This is a genomic window from Streptomyces anthophorae (genome assembly GCF_049310305.1).
In the GTDB taxonomy this organism is placed as follows: domain Bacteria; phylum Actinomycetota; class Actinomycetes; order Streptomycetales; family Streptomycetaceae; genus Streptomyces.
In genome coordinates this window covers 7262117-7277145 of record NZ_JBLWQQ010000001.1, presented here as the reverse complement: position 1 = coordinate 7277145, position 15029 = coordinate 7262117, and the positions used below count along the sequence as shown (strand labels likewise).

12 protein-coding genes are annotated in these 15029 nt (G+C 72.0%); 2 read left to right on the top strand and 10 right to left on the bottom strand.

Annotation, left to right across the window (positions count from 1 at the left end; all coding sequences use genetic code 11):
* Positions 1-113 precede the first annotated feature (113 nt).
* From ACNYS0_RS33095 to rpe, 7 genes are all read right to left on the bottom strand, one after another.
* On the bottom strand, positions 114-566 hold the full coding sequence (locus tag ACNYS0_RS33095) for an Lrp/AsnC family transcriptional regulator (RefSeq protein ID WP_422478851.1): 453 nt from the start codon (positions 564-566) through the stop codon (positions 114-116).
* A 10-nt stretch (positions 567-576) separates the two neighbouring features.
* Positions 577-2058, bottom strand: coding sequence for an amino acid permease (locus tag ACNYS0_RS33090; RefSeq protein ID WP_422478850.1), 1482 nt, complete (start codon positions 2056-2058; stop codon positions 577-579).
* 318 nt (positions 2059-2376) lie between these two features.
* Positions 2377-3819, bottom strand: a complete 1443-nt coding sequence (locus tag ACNYS0_RS33085; RefSeq protein ID WP_422478849.1) for a GuaB1 family IMP dehydrogenase-related protein — start codon at positions 3817-3819, stop codon at positions 2377-2379.
* 138 nt (positions 3820-3957) lie between these two features.
* Positions 3958-4275 carry a barstar family protein gene (locus ACNYS0_RS33080; RefSeq protein ID WP_422478848.1) on the bottom strand — a complete coding sequence of 106 codons (318 nt, stop codon included), beginning with the start codon at positions 4273-4275 and terminating at the stop codon, positions 3958-3960.
* A complete protein-coding gene (locus tag ACNYS0_RS33075; RefSeq protein ID WP_422478846.1) occupies positions 4272-4655 on the bottom strand; it encodes a guanyl-specific ribonuclease in 384 nt (127 codons plus the stop codon). Before ACNYS0_RS33075 ends, ACNYS0_RS33080 begins: the two co-directional genes overlap by 4 nt.
* Positions 4656-5017: 362 nt before the next feature.
* Positions 5018-6001, bottom strand: coding sequence for a sugar-binding transcriptional regulator (locus tag ACNYS0_RS33070; protein WP_385763194.1), 984 nt, complete (start codon positions 5999-6001; stop codon positions 5018-5020).
* Positions 6002-6211: 210 nt separating this feature from the next.
* Positions 6212-6898 carry a ribulose-phosphate 3-epimerase gene (gene rpe, locus ACNYS0_RS33065; protein ID WP_422478844.1) on the bottom strand — a complete coding sequence of 229 codons (687 nt, stop codon included), beginning with the start codon at positions 6896-6898 and terminating at the stop codon, positions 6212-6214.
* 171 nt (positions 6899-7069) lie between these two features.
* Here rpe and ACNYS0_RS33060 point away from each other — a divergent pair, with 171 nt between their 5' ends.
* The gene (locus tag ACNYS0_RS33060; RefSeq protein ID WP_422478842.1) at positions 7070-9217 is read left to right on the top strand and encodes an MMPL family transporter; all 2148 of its coding nucleotides are present in this window, start codon (positions 7070-7072) and stop codon (positions 9215-9217) included.
* An 89-nt stretch (positions 9218-9306) separates the two neighbouring features.
* Here the strand turns inward: ACNYS0_RS33060 and ACNYS0_RS33055 are convergent, their stop codons facing one another.
* Entirely contained in the window at positions 9307-10737 is a 1431-nt protein-coding gene (locus ACNYS0_RS33055; RefSeq protein WP_422478840.1) for an RsmB/NOP family class I SAM-dependent RNA methyltransferase, read from the bottom strand.
* Positions 10738-10865: 128 nt separating this feature from the next.
* A complete protein-coding gene (gene fmt, locus ACNYS0_RS33050; RefSeq protein ID WP_422430016.1) occupies positions 10866-11795 on the bottom strand; it encodes a methionyl-tRNA formyltransferase in 930 nt (309 codons plus the stop codon).
* Between the two features lie 281 nt (positions 11796-12076).
* Between fmt and ACNYS0_RS33045 the strand changes: the two genes are divergently transcribed.
* Positions 12077-12646: a hypothetical protein gene (locus ACNYS0_RS33045; protein ID WP_422478838.1), complete on the top strand. Its 570-nt coding sequence runs from the start codon at positions 12077-12079 to the stop codon at positions 12644-12646.
* 90 nt (positions 12647-12736) lie between these two features.
* Here ACNYS0_RS33045 and ACNYS0_RS33040 read toward each other — a convergent pair whose 3' ends face one another.
* A complete protein-coding gene (locus ACNYS0_RS33040; protein ID WP_422478836.1) occupies positions 12737-14908 on the bottom strand; it encodes a primosomal protein N' in 2172 nt (723 codons plus the stop codon).
* Between the last annotated feature and the right edge of the window lie 121 nt (positions 14909-15029).

Genomic DNA, 15029 nt, shown 5'->3' with positions numbered 1-15029 from the left:
CACCTGTTGCGCGATGCCGAGCTGTTCGTTGCGTGATTTTCGCACCGAACGGCGATTCGTTGCGCGGGGCCGATCCGTACGCGTGAGGCCGGTCCGTACGCGTGGGGCTCCCGCTACGCGGGCGCACCCGAGGTGAAACGCCGCATCAGCGGCGACAGGACGAGCACGGATTTCGTCCGCTCGACGAAGGGCTCCCCCGCGATCCGCTCCAGGACGCGCTCGAAGTGCCGCATGTCGGAGGCGAAGACCTGCACGATCGCGTCCGCCTCACCGGTGACGGTGGAGGCGGACGCGACCTCGGGATAACGCTCCAGGCCCCGCCGGATCGCCTCCGGCGAGGTGTTGGAGCGGCAGTACATCTCGATGAACCCCTCGGTCTCCCAGCCGAGCGCGGCCGGGTCGACGCGCACCGTGAACCCGGTGATCGCGCCGGTGGCCCGCAGCCGGTCCACGCGGCGTTTCACGGCGGGCGCGGACAGGCCGACCAGCTGGCCGATGTCCGCGTAGGAGCGGCGGGCGTCCTCGGCGAGGGCGTGCACGATGCGTTCGTCGAGATCGTTCAGCAAGGCAGGAGGTTCACTTTTCTGCGTCTACGAGGCCTGTGTCAGAGGCGGCCAGGCGGGAGCGGCGCATCCCGTAACTGAAGTAGAACACGAGACCGACGGCCATCCAGACACCGAAGACGATCCAGGTGATAGCGGACAGGCTGCCCATCATCCACACGCAGAGCGCGAAGCCGATGACCGGCAGGACCGGCGACAGCGGCACGCGGAAGGTGCGGTTCATGTCGGGGCGGGTCCTGCGCAGGATGATCACGGCGATGTTGACCAGGGCGAACGCGAAGAGCGTGCCGATGCTGGTGGCGTCGGCGAGCTGGCCGAGCGGGACGGCGGCCGCGAGGATGCCGCAGAACAGGGACACGATGACCGTGTTGGCGCGCGGCGCCCCGGTCTTCGGGTGCACCTTGGCGAAGATCTTGGGCACGAGGCCGTCGCGGGACATCGCGAAGAGCACGCGGGTCTGGCCGTAGAGCACGGTGAGCACGACGGACGCGATGGCGATGACGGCACCGGCGGCGAGCACCGTGCCCCAGAACGGCTGGCCGGTGACGTCCTTCATGATCGCGGCGAGCGTCGCCTCGGAGTCCGTGAAGTCCGTCCAGCGGCGGGCGCCCACGGCGACGGCGGCCACGAGCACGTACAGCGCGGTGACGATGATCAGCGACAGCATGATGGCGCGGGGCAGGTCGCGCTGCGGGTTCTTCGCCTCCTCACCGGCGGTGGAGGCGGCGTCGAAGCCGATGTACGAGAAGAAGAGCGTGGCACCGGCGGCGCTGACGCCCGCCATGCCGAGCGGCATGAAGTCCTCGTAGTTGCCGGACTTGAAGCCCATGAAGCCGATGACGCAGAAGAGGATCAGGGCCGCGATCTTCACGGCGACCATGATCGTGTTGGCGCGGGCGGACTCCTTGGCGCCGCCCAGCAGGAACACCATGGCGAGCAGCACCACGATGAGCGCGGGCAGGTTGAAGATCCCGCCGTCACCGGGCGGCGCGGACAGCGCGGCCGGGATGGTGACGCCTATCGTCCCGTCGAGCAGCTCGTTGAGGTACTCGCCCCAGCCGACGGCGACCGCGGCGACCGAGACCCCGTACTCGAGGACCAGGCACCAGCCGCAGACCCAGGCGAGAAGTTCGCCCATCGTTGCGTACGCATACGAGTAGGAGGATCCGGCGACCGGGATCGTGCCGGCCAGCTCGGCGTACGAGAGGGCCGAGAAGAGCGCGGTGAGACCGGCGATCACGAAGGACAGCGTGACGGCGGGACCGGCCTTCGGGACGGCCTCGCCGAGCACCACGAAGATGCCGGTGCCGAGCGTGGCCCCGATGCTGATCATGGTGAGCTGCCAGAGCCCGAGGGAGCGCCGCAGCGATCCGCCTTCTCCCTGGCCGCCCTCCGCGACCAGCAGGTCCACCGGCTTGCGCCGCATGAGGCGGGCGCCGAACCCCACGGGCGTGGGGGCTTGCGGGGTGCGCGGTGGTGCGCCGTGATCGAGCACGGACTTGCTCCTTGATCGCTGCCGGGTGGGGTTGACCGCAGCGAGGGGGACGCGGCGGAGCACACCCGGAGAACGGGTCCCGCCGAGCAGGCCGAACCCCCGCCACGCAACGTACAGCGGATGACTCTAGAGGAGTTCTCTTCTCAGGTGTAATGCAGCAACCTTGCGCAGTCGCGCATGATCGTTGCGCTACGTTCCCGGAGTCGAACGATCGTTGCGCGCGACCTTTCGTCCATTGCGCGCGGATTGACCGAATACGACAAAACCCCGCGCCCCTCCGGAGAGGGACGCGGGGTTCGCGGCGGGGTCGCGGGAGGGTCAGCTCCAGCTGGCGTGCAGCGGCTTGCCCTCGGCGTAACCGGCGGCGGACTGGATACCGACGGTGGCCCGCTCCTCGAACTCGGCGAGCGAGTTGGCACCCGCGTAGGTGCAGGAGGAACGCACACCCGCGATGACCGAGTCGATCAGGTCCTCGACGCCCGGGCGCTCCGGGTCGAGGAACATCCGCGAGGTGGAGATGCCCTCCTCGAAGAGCGCCTTGCGGGCGCGGTCGTAGGCGGACTCGTCGCTCGTCCGGTTCTTCACGGCGCGGGCCGAGGCCATGCCGAACGACTCCTTGTAGGCGCGGCCCTTGGCGTCGTGCTGAAGGTCGCCCGGGGACTCGTACGTGCCCGCGAACCAGGAACCGATCATCACGTTCGACGCACCGGCGGCGAGCGCCATGGCGACGTCGCGCGGGTGCCGGACGCCGCCGTCGGCCCACACGTGCTTGCCGTACTTCTTGGCCTCGGCGGCGCACTCCAGGACGGCGGAGAACTGCGGCCGGCCGACGCCGGTCATCATGCGCGTGGTGCACATGGCGCCGGGTCCGACACCGACCTTGATGATGTCGGCGCCGGCCTCGATGAGGTCCTTGACGCCCTCGGCGGCCACGATGTTGCCCGCGACGATCGGCACCTGCGGGTCGAGCGCGCGGACCTTCTTGATGGCCTCGATCATCGACTCCTGGTGGCCGTGCGCCGTGTCGATGACGAGCGTGTCGGCGCCGGCGTCGAGCAGCTGCTTGGCCTTGCCCGCCACGTCGCCGTTGATGCCGACGGCCGCGGCGATGCGCAGCTTGCCGTTGGCGTCGGTGGCCGGGGTGTAGAGGGTCGCGCGCAGGGCGCCGGTGCGGGTCAGGATGCCGGCGAGGCGGCCGTCCTTGTCCACGGCCGGGGCGTAGCGGCGGTTGGCGCCGTCCAGCTTGTTGAAGGCGTCGCGCGGGTCGATGTCCGCGTCGAGCAGCAGCAGGTCCTTGGACATGACCTCGGACAGCTGCGTGAAGCGGTCGACGCCGGTCAGGTCCTGGTCGGTGACGACACCGACGGGGCGCTGCTCGCCGTCGACGACGACACCGGCGTTGTGCGCGCGCTTGTTCAGCAGCGACAGGGCGTCGGCGACGGTCTGCGAGGGCGCGAGGACGATCGGGGTGTCGAGCACCAGGTGGCGCGTCTTGACCCAGGAGATGACCTCGGTGACGACCTCGATCGGGATGTCCTGCGGAATGACGACAAGGCCACCGCGGCGGGCGACGGTCTCGGCCATCCGGCGCCCGGCGATCGCGGTCATGTTGGCGACGACCAGCGGGATCGTGGTGCCCGTACCGTCGGGCGACGAAAGGTCCACGGCCTGCCGGGAGCCGACGGCGCTCCGGCTCGGCACCATGAAGACGTCGTCGTACGTCAGGTCGTACGCGGGCTTGATGTCATTGAGGAAACGCACGTGCGGACATCCCAGTCGGTAGAAGGGGGCCCCAGAAGTCTGCTCCCGGAGCACAAAGCACGTACTTCATTTTCCCATGGCGGCCGGAATCACGTCTCCGGGCCGAACATCCCAAGGTCAGGGACGTTCCTTGGATGATCATCCGAGCGTGAGCAGCACCTGGACCGCGGAGGCTTGTGCGAACACCTCACTGGCGATGTCCCACTGCTCCGGCTGCCGCTCCCTGAACCTTTCCCACCCGGACACGACGAGCACGAGCGCCCCGTCCTGATCCGCCTCGGGCAGCTGTCCGGGATCGCTCAGCGCGTCGGCGAGGGCGTCCCAGTTCCTCCCGAACCATGTGGGCAGCTCCAGCGCGTCGGCGCACCGGTCCATGAATCCGGCCTTGTCGGTGACTCCGTCGAGGTCGAGCCCGCGCACGGTCCACCGGTCCGGGGATGCGGGCAGCCCGCTCATCGAAGCACCGCCTTGAACGACTCGTAGTGGTCATCGGTGTAGTACGTCTCCCCGTCGCGCCCTGTGACGATGCGCCGGGCGCCCCGGTCGTCCTCGCCCGGGGTGCGCACGGTGTACTCGTGGTAGTGGCCGCGCGGCTGCCGCGGCAGCTCACCCTCGAAGTTCCCGAAGACGCTGCCGTCCTTCTCGTACGGGAAGGGCCCACCGTCGTCGATGAGCTCGAGCGTCCGCCGCGCCTCGGCGGGGAGCTCGGCCGCGGACACGGTGGCCATGCCCTTCGCCCAGGAGGGCGCGTCCCCGGAGGCCCCCTCGGAGCCCCCGGCACACCCCCCGACGAACAACACGAGACAGGCGAGCACCACCCGGAACAGAACTCTCATGCCCAGATGCTGCCATCAACGCCAGCGCGTACCACTGATCGACCCGATCGAGCCAATGGATACCCGCCGCCGATCAAGCCAATTGAAGCCCCGCGGCCGATCGATCCAGTTCAAGCCCCGGCGCCGACCCAGCAAACCAAGCCTCGGCGCCGATCCAGCAAACCAAGCCCCGGTGCCGGTCGAGCCAATCAAGCCCCGGTGCCGGTCGAGCAAACCAAGCCCCGCGGCCAGTTGAGCAATTCAAGCCCGGCCGCCGATCCAGCACATCAGGCCCCGCCGCCGGTCGAGCCAATCAAGCCCCGCCGGCGATTGAGGCGCGGGGTCCGGGGCAGAGCCCCGCGGCCGCAACCCCGCACCCGGCCTCACACCCCGTCGGGATCCGCCCGCTGCAACGCCGGCTTCGGCGCGGACCCGGCCGCCAGCAAGAAGTCCGCCGCGGCGGTATCGGTGACCAAGGACGTCACAAGCCCCGACCGCAACACCGCGTCAATGGCGGCAGCCTTCCGCTGGCCACCCGCGATCGCCACGACCTCCGGTATCCGCCGAAGCCGATCCGCCTCGACGGTGATGCACCGCTCCCCCAGGTCACGCCCGACCCGACGCCCCTGCGCGTCGAACAGGTGCGCCGACATCTCCGCCGCGACACCGAGGGACGCATAGTGCGCGCGCTCCTCGTCGCTCAGCATGTCGTGCACGGTCGAGATGCCCGGCTCCCAGGAACCGATGGACACGCACGCGACGGTGACCTTGTCGAAGTACTCGAAGGCGCGGGCGATCCCCGTCTGGTTGCGCAGCGCCGCCGCCGTCGCGGCGTCCGGCAGCAGCATCGGCGCGTAGATCGGGTGCGCGTCGCCGCCCGACACCTGCGCCGCACGCCGTACGGCCTCCACGGAGCCGCGCTCCGCGGTCCCCGCGTCGTACACGCCCGTCAACTGCACCACGGTGCACGGCGGGAGCCGGTCGAGGGCGGCCGCCATGTGGATGGTGGAGCGGCCCCACGCGAGGCCGAGCACATCGCCCTCGGTGACCAGCTCGCCGAGCAGATCGGCCGCGACCTCGCCCAGGTTCTCCGGGTCGGGCGACTCGTCGACCTCGGCGGGCGACTCGACCACGACCGCGTGGCGCAGCCCGTAGCGGGCCCGCAGCGCGTCGGAACGCTCGGCGTCCAGCTCGGCAGGGACCCGGATCTCGATGCGTACGAGATCCCGCTCGAGGGCCGTCTCGAGAACCCGCGCCACCTTGAATCGGCTCACGCCGAACTCCTCGGCGATCTGGATCTTGGACTTGTTCTCGAGGTAGAAGCGACGGGCCATGGCCGCCGCCTGCACCAGCTCCGCGGGTCCCATCCGCAGGGCCGCCCGTCCCGCCGATGATGCGGACACGGCGTTCTCCTCACTTCTCTTACGTCACGAAACTTCTCTTAAGCCATGAATTCGACTGCTGCTCATGAATCGACTCACGAATCGACTGCTGCGCACAACCTGGATACGCGGTTCATCCTTGCAGATCCGACGCGGTTGATCAGCCCCGATGGACGCCGTTCACGAACCCGTGGCTCAGTGGCCGCACGCCCAGGTCGCGGACGCGGTGGCGCCTTCCGCCTGGGTGCGCAGTGCACGTACCGCCTCCGCCGGATCCTTCGCCCCGTAGACGGCCGAACCGGCTACGAAGACGTCGGCGCCCGCCTCGGCGCACCGCTCGATCGTCGCGGCGGACACTCCGCCGTCGACCTGCAGCCAGAGCTCCAGACCGTGCTTTCCGATCAGCTCACGGGTGCGGCGGATCTTGGGCAGCATGATGTCCAGGAACGCCTGCCCCCCGAATCCCGGCTCAACCGTCATGATCAGCAGCATGTCGAGCTCGGGCAGCAGATCCTCGTACGGCTCGATCGGCGTCGCCGGCTTCAGGGCCATCGAGGCGCGGGCGCCCTTGGCGCGGATCTCGCGCGCGAGGCGGACGGGGGCGGCGGCGGCCTCCGCGTGGAAGGTGACGGACCCGGCCCCCGCTTCGACGTACTGCGGGGCCCAGCGATCGGGGTCCTCGATCATCAGATGGCAGTCCAACGGGGTGTCCGTCGCGCGCGCCAGCGACTCTACGACCGGAACCCCGAGGGTCAGGTTCGGGACGAAGTGGTTGTCCATGACGTCGACATGGAGCCAATCGGCGCCTTCGGCGGCCTTTGCCTCGTCGGCAAGGCGGGCGAAGTCCGCGGACAGGATGCTGGGGTTGATCTGCACGGCCATGCCCCAAGCGTGCCATGCCCCGGGCGCACGCTCCGCCACGGTCCGGCCCCATACCTGAGACCGATACCGAGCCGTGCCCGCCCGTGCCATTCTTGGCGGCTCGCAGGAGGGGCCGGCCTCGAACCGGTTCTCGGGGGAGCAAGCACCGCGCACGACGCAGCGGGGGACGCCATGGCGGACGAGCAGAGCACGGTGAGCACGACGCCCCAGCGCCGGGGGGTCGCGTGGTTGGTGTGCGGGCGGCGCAGCAAGTGGCTGGTGCTGCTGCTGTGGCTGGTGGTCATCGTGGGCACGGCGCCGCTCGCCCAGAAGCTCACCGACGCCCAGGGCAACGACGCGCAGTCGTGGCTGCCCGGCTCGGCGGAGTCCACCCAAGTCCTCGATCTGTCCAAGGACTTCAGGCCCGAGACCGTCCCCGCCGTGGTGATCTACGCGCGCGAGGGCGGGCTCACCGTCGCGGACCGGGCCCGGATCGCCAAGGACGTCGCCCAGATCAAGCAGCTGAGCGCCCACGGGGTGCGGGGTACGGAGACCCGCGGCCCGCTCTTCGACAAGCGGCCCGGGCCTTCGGCGGCCCAGATCTACGTGCCGATCACGATGGACGCGAAGGGCTGGCAACGGATCGCGCCCGCGGTGGACTCCATCCGGGACGAGACCGGTACGTCGGCGGACGGGCTGCGGATCCACATCACCGGGCCGGGAGGCACCTCGGCGGACTTCTCCAAGGCGTTCGAGGGCATCGACTCCACCCTCCTCCTGTCCGCCCTCGGCATCGTGGTCGTGACCCTGCTGTTCACGTACCGCAGCCCGTCCCTGCTGCTCGTACCGGTGCTGAGCGTGGTGGCGGCGCTGTTCACGGCGCAGGCGCTGATCTATCTCCTCGCCCGGCACGCGGGGCTCACCGTGAACGGGCAGAGCGCAGGCATCCTCACCGTCCTCGTGTTCGGCGCGGGGACGGACTACGCGCTGCTGCTCGTCGCCCGCTACCGCGAGGAGCTGCGCAGGCACGAGGACCGGCACGAGGCGATGGCGCTTGCCCTGCACCGGGCGGGCCCCGCGGTGCTCGCGTCGGGCGCGACGGTCGTCCTGAGCATGCTGGTCCTGCTGACGGCCGACATGAACTCGACGCGCGGCCTCGGCCCGGTCGCGGCGATCGGCGTGGCCATCGCGCTGCTCGCGATGCTGACGCTGTTCCCGGCCCTCCTGGTGATCTTCAGCCGCTGGCTGTTCTGGCCGGTGATCCCGCACGTCGGCTCGCCGGAACCCACCGAGCGGGGCGTGTGGGCGCGCACCGGGCGAAGGATCGCGCGCCGCCCGCGCCTGGTGTGGATCGCGACGGCGGCGGCGCTCGCGCTGCTCTCCCTCGGCCTGATCCAGCTGAGGGCGGAGGGCATCAGCAACGCCGACTCGTTCACCGACAAACCCGACTCGATCGTGGGACAGGAGATCTCCGCGGAGTACTTCCCCGCGGGCACCGGCGACCCTCTCGTCATCGTCGCGAACGAGGCGCGGGGCGGGCAGGTGCGGCGCGCGGTCGCCACGACGGAGGGCGTCGTACGCGGCAGCATCGGCGTACCACCGAACACCAGGCCCGTGGCGGACGGCCGGATCCTGTTCGAGGCGACGACGACGGCGCCGTCCGACAGCCGGGCCGCCAAGGACACGGTGGACCGGGTGCGGGCCGCGGTGCACGACGTGGACGGCGCGGAGGCGAAGGTGGGCGGCGGCACGGCGGCGCTGCTCGACATGGACCGGGCGACCACGCACGACAACAAGCTGGTGATCCCGCTGGTCCTCGTCGTCGTCCTGCTGATCCTCTGCCTGCTGCTCCGGGCCCTGGTGGCGCCCCTGCTGCTCATCGGGACGGTCGTGCTGTCCTTCGCTGCGGCCCTCGGCGTCAGCGCGCTGGCCTTCCGCCACCTCTTCGACTACGCGGGCGAGTCGACGGACTTCCCGCTGTTCGTCTTCGTCTTCCTGGTGGCGCTCGGCATCGACTACAACATCTTCCTCACGACCCGCATCCGTGAGGAGGCCGCACGCCAGGGCACCCGCCCCGGCGTCGTCACGGGCCTGGCCGCGACCGGCGCGGTGATCACGTCGGCGGGCCTGGTCCTCGCGGGCACCTTCGCGGCCCTCGGCACGCTCCCCATGGTCGCCTTCGCCGAGATCGGCTTCACGGTGGCGGTGGGCGTCCTCCTGGACACGTTCGTGGTGCGTTCGATCCTGGTGACGTCCTTGTTCCTGGACGTGGGGGCGAAGGTGTGGTGGCCGGGTGCGCTCTCGCGGGCCGAGCCGGAATACAGCCCGCCCGGCGCTTGAGGGCCGATCTTTCGAACCCCGCCGGCGACTGAGGCGCGGGGCCCGGGGCAGAGCCCCGCGACCTCAACCCCGGACGGCCGCAACACGATTCAGGCGGTACGCCGAATCAACGCCAAATACATCGCATCGGTCCCATGCAGATGCGGCCACAACTGCACATCCGGCCCCTCCCCCAGCGCCGGCACCCCCTCGAACAACGGCCGCGCGTCGACGAGTTCCGCTCCGGCGTCCCGCTTCAGCACGTCGTCCACGACCGCCCGCGTCTCCGCGAGATGCGGCGAGCACGTCGCGTACCCCACGACGCCGCCCACCCGCACGGACTCCAGCGCCTTGCGCAGCAGCCCCCGCTGGAGCGGACCGAACCCCTCCAGGTCCTCGGGACGCCGCCGCCACCGCGCCTCCGGACGCCGCCGCAGCGCACCGAGTCCCGTACAGGGGACGTCCATCAGGATCCGGTCGAACGTCCCGGGGCCCCACGGCGGCCGCGTCCCGTCCGCGGCGATCACCTGGTACGGGCCCGGGTTCCCGGCCAGCGCCTTCGCGACGAGCCCGGCCCGGTGCGGCTGCTTCTCGGCGGCGAGCAGCGTCGCGCCCCGCTCGCTCGCGAGCCCGGCCAGCATGGCCGCCTTGCCGCCGGGACCCGCGCACCCGTCGAGCCACTTCTCGTCGCGCCCCTCGATCGGAGTGTTCGCGAGTGCGATGGCGACCAGCTGGCTTCCCTCGTCCTGCACTCCGGCCCGCCCCGAGCGCACGATGTCGAACGAGCCCGGCTCGCCGCCCTCGGCGAGCCGCACGGCGTACGGCGACCAGCGCCCCGGAAGCCCCGACTCCTCGCCCACTTCGGCGAGTACGGCCTCGGCCGTGGTCCGCCCGGGACGCGCCACGAGCGTCACCTCGGGCCGCTCGTTGTCGGCCTCAAGGAGGTCCTCGATCCCGGCACGCCCGCCGCCCAGCGAGTCCCACAGGGCGGAAACGACCCATCGCGGATGCGAATGCACCACGGACAGATGGTCGTCGGGGTCCTCGTCGTACGGTGGCGCGACCCGCTCGACCCACGCGTCGAGATCGTGCTGCGAGACCTTCCGCAGTACCGCGTTGACGAACTTGGCCCGCCCGTCACCGAGCACGACCCGCGCCAGCTCGACCGACGCGGACACGGCGGCGTGCGTGGGGATGCGCGTGCCGAGCAGCTGGTGCACGCCGAGGTTGAGCACATCGAGAACCGGCGGGTCGACCTCCCGCAGCGGCCGGTCGATGCAGGCCGCCACGATCGCGTCGTACGTGCCCTGCCTGCGCAGCGTCCCGTACACGAGCTCGGTCGCGAGCGCGGCGTCCCGCCCGTCGAAGTCGCCCTTCTCGCGGGCCTTGCGCAGCAGCGGCGGCAGCACGAGGTTCGCGTACGCGTCCCGCTCGTCCACCGCGCGCAACGCCTCGAAGGCGAGGATGCGCACGGGGTCCTTCTTGGGACGGCGGTGGGGCTTGCCGGGCTTACGAGGGGGCCGGCCGGGCTGGTCGCTCAAAGGTGCTCCGCTGCTGGGATCGTACGGGCGCTACGCACGGGTCGTACGCCGGGATGAACCCTCCCAGGGTACGTCCCGGCCCCGACAGCGGTCCTCGTGGGCTCGTCCGCCCAAGAGGTGCGGGCTGGTCAGCCCAGGGTCTCCCCCTCGGCGATCCGGGTGCCCCGCGCCCAGTCCGCGGCGGCCATCGGCTTCTTGCCCTGGGCCTGCACCCAGAGCAGCTCGACGGCGTGCGAACCGGTGCCGACGTAGAGGTTCTTCTTGCCCGCGCTGATCTCTCCGGGCGCCAGGTCGGTGCGGTCGGGGGCGAGCACCGCCGTGCGCACCTTGAGCCGCTCGCCGCGGAACTCGGTCCAGGCACCCGGGGCGGGCGTGCAGCCGCGGACGACCCGGTCGACCCGGAGGGCGGGCGCGTTCCAGTCGATACGGGCGTCGTCCACGGTGATCTTCGGCGCGAGCGTGATGCCGTCGGCGGGCTGCGGCACGGCCTGCACGGTGCCGTCCTCGATCCCGTCCATCGTCGCGGCGAGCAGCCCGGCGCCCGCGAACGCGAGCCGGGTGAGCAGGTCGCCGCTGGTGTCGGTGGCACGGACCGCCTCGGTCACCGTCCCGTACACGGGCCCGGAGTCGAGCCCCTCCTCGATGAGGAACGTGGACGCGCCGGTGATCTCGTCGCCCGCCATCACCGCGTGCTGCACGGGCGCGGCGCCCCGCCACGCGGGCAGCAGCGAGAAGTGCAGATTGACCCAGCCGTGGGCGGGCACGTCGAGCGCGACCTTCGGGAGCAGCGCCCCGTACGCGACGACCGGGCAGCAGTCGGGCGCGATCTCGCGCAGCCGCGCCAGGAACTCCTCGTCGCGCGGCTTGGCAGGCTTGAGCACCTCGATGCCGGCCTCCTCGGCCCGCTGGGCGACCGGGCTCGCGACCAGGCGACGGCCGCGCCCCGCCGGTGCGTCGGGCCGGGTGACGACCGCGGCGACCTCGTGCCGGTCGGAGGCGATCAGGGCGTCCAGGGCGGGAACGGCGACCTCGGGGGTGCCTGCGAAGACGAGCTTCATCGGTGGCGTACAGCCTCTCGGGGCAGGGTCACGGGCAGCGCACCAGTCTATGGGCGCCGTCCGGCGGGCGCGTACGGGGCGCACGCCATGACGTGCGCCCCTCGCATATGCGGATACGCCCGAACAGCGTGACCCGACACCGAATGGCGCGTTGGTCAAGAAAGAGTTGACCAGTCATGGGCCGCAATCAGTCATCCGTCATCGCTCACTCGTCTTCGTCGGTGTCGCCTGACGCGAGCGTGGCCCGATCCTTTTTCATCGCCGGTTCGAGAGGCTTGTTCATGGCCGACCACGCAACCCACGACGCCCAGGCACGGGCCAGCCTGCATCTTCTTGTGCGGGACATCGAGCGGGTCCGCCGTCAGGTGGACGCACTGCGCACCCTCACCGCACAGCTGGGCAACGTCTACCGCCCGCGCCGCTCCGGCCCCTCCGCGGGGTTCGTCGTCTACGGGAGGGCGCCCGCCCCCACCGTCCGTCTCGCCCAGGAACTGCGCGACAGCGTCGAGACATTGGTCACCGCAGCCGTGGACTTCGACCGTTCGCTGGGGTTCTCGTGGGACGCGGTGGGCTCCGCGCTCGGCGTCACCAAGCAGGCGGTCCACCGCCGCTACGGGGCCCGCAGGGCGGTCACCCAGGCGGCGGCCGAGGCCGAGCGCGGGGCGGAGGCCCCGGCGTCACCCGCGGCCGCGGTGCCGTCCTCGGCGGGGGCCGCGCGCCCCACCGTGCCGATGGGAGCGGGCCCGTTGGTACCCGCCGCCCGTGCGCTGCCCACCCAGCCGACCGCGGTCACCACGGGCCTGCGCGACGACTCGCGCCCCAGCGCCTTCCCCGGCCCGCGCCACGGCTGAGCCACCGCGTCACATACCTCTGCCTCCCCGTCCGCGACCTGGCGCACGGGGAGGCAGAAGTGTGTGGCAAAGCGTGTCCACTGTGTCCGCTCACCCGATGTCGAGCGGGTCCACCCGGACCCGGACCGGCTCCCCGGCCCCCCGGGCCATCCGCGCCGCCTGCGCCTGCTTCAGGGCATGGGCGAGCACGGAGCCGCTCCCCGGCGGCACCCGCACGAGGATCCGCTCCCATTCCTCCCCGGCCATGGGGTATCCCCTGCTCGAAGAGCTTGGGGGAGGCCCCCCGCCCCGCCGCGCGCCACCCGGTATCGCCGAAGGCACCGGCACAGGACCCAACACCTCCGCGTCCCCCGGCAGTTCCACCGCCGCCATGAACCCGGCGACGGCCTCCGCCGTCCCCGTGACCGCCGCCATCCGCGACACCGGCGGGAACCCGAGCTCCGCCCGGTCCGCGAGCTCCCGCACCGCGTGCCCCACCGGATCCCACCGCACCAGCGCCTGCACGGGCCGCAACGTGGGCTCCGCGACCACGACCACCGCGCCTCCCACCTCCTGCGGCCGCACCAGCGCGGACGCCGCGATCCACCGCCGCAGCGCCTCCTCCCCCGCCCGCAGATCGGCCCGCCCCAGCATCGCCCACCCGTCGAGCAGCAGCGCCGCCGCGTACCCGCCCTCGGCGACCGGCTCGGCCCCCGGCGTACTCACCACCAGCGCGGGCGTGCCCGGCACCGTGTCGAGCACCTGCTCCCGCCCCGACGTCCGCACCGGCACCGTGGAGAACGCCCGCCCCAACTCCTCGGCGGTACGCCGCGCCCCGACGACCTGCGCCCGCAACCGGGTCCCCCCGCACTCGGCGCACTGCCAGCGCCCTTCCTCGCGCCCGCACCAGCCGCACGCGAGCACCCCGGTCGCCTCCCGCGCCTCCAACGGCCCCGCGCACTGCCGGCACCGGGCGGGCTCACGACACCGCTGACACGCGAGCCGCGGCACGTACCCCCGCCTCGGCACCTGCACCAGCACGGGCCCCTCGCGCAGCGCGGTCCGCGCCACCTCCCACGCGAGACTCGGCAGCCGGGCGGCCCGCGCCGCCTCGTCGCGCGCCACGTCCCGGTCCCCCACCGTGCGTACGAGCGGAGCGACCCGTCGTACGACGTCGCGCGGGGCGCTCACGGCGGCCGCCCACCCGCTGCGCACGAGCTGTGCGGCCTCGACGGTGCAGCTCCAACTCCCCAGCAGGAACGCGCACTTGTCCCGCGTCGCCCGCAGTTCCAGGACCTCCCGTACGTGCGGGAACGGAGCGTGGTCGTCGCTGTGGTGCTGGTCCCCGTCCTCCCAGACCACCACGAGCCCGAGATCGCGCACGGGCGCGAACATGGCCGCCCGGGTCCCCACGACGGCCCGCACGGCCCCCCGCCGCACGGCAAGCCACTCGGAGTACCGCCGCTGCTGACCGGCATCGGCCGTCAGCAACGCATGCTGCCCCTCCCCCAACTCCTCCCGCAGCGCGGCGTCGACGCGCGCCGCGAGCCGCACCGTCGGCACCACGACCAGGGCGCCCCGCCCCGAAGCGAGCGTCGCCCGCACGGCCCCCGCGATCTCGCCGGCCCACTCGGGCCCGGGCAGCGCCGTCCACACCGCGCGGGGCGCGCCGCCCGCCGCCAGCGAGGCCACGAAATCGGCCCCCCGCTCGTACCGCTCCCAGGAACCGGCCTCGGGAGCCCCCGGCGGCGCGGGCGGCGCGGGAAACTCCCGGGCCTCGGCCTTGGCATGACGCGGCGGAATCGCCAGCTGCAACACATCGGCAAGGCTTCCGGCGTACCGATCGGCGACGGCCCGGGTCAGCCCGAGCAGTTCCGCGTCGAGCACGCGCTCGGGCGACACGACCTGCGCGAGCGCGGCGAGCGGCCCCTGATACTCGGCCTCGGCGACCCGCTCGACGAGAAACCCGTCGATGAGGCCGCCGCCTTCGCGCCGCCCGTCCCGCACGTTCCGGTTCCCCGCACCGAAGCGCACCCGCACCCGCACGCCCGGCTGCGCGGCGGCGTCCAGCTCCTTCGGCACCGCGTACTCGAAGTACCGGTCGAGGTGCAGCACGCCCTTGTCCACGAGCACGCGCGCCACCGGAAGCTCCTCCGCCAACGCCGCCCCCCGCCACGTCCGCGGCTTCGCCTTCGGCACCTTGGCAGCCCGCACGCTCTCCCGGATCAACGCAAGCTGCTCCGGCTCCCCGCCCTCGTCGCCCCTGTCGTTCTCGCTGCTCACACGTGCATTCCTACCAGAGGGCACTGACACGGGGCCCGGTCGGCGAAGGCCCGCGAACGCCGCAGGGCCCGGCCCTCCCGAAGGAGAACCGGGCCCTACGGGCCGATCAGTGGCTCGGGGC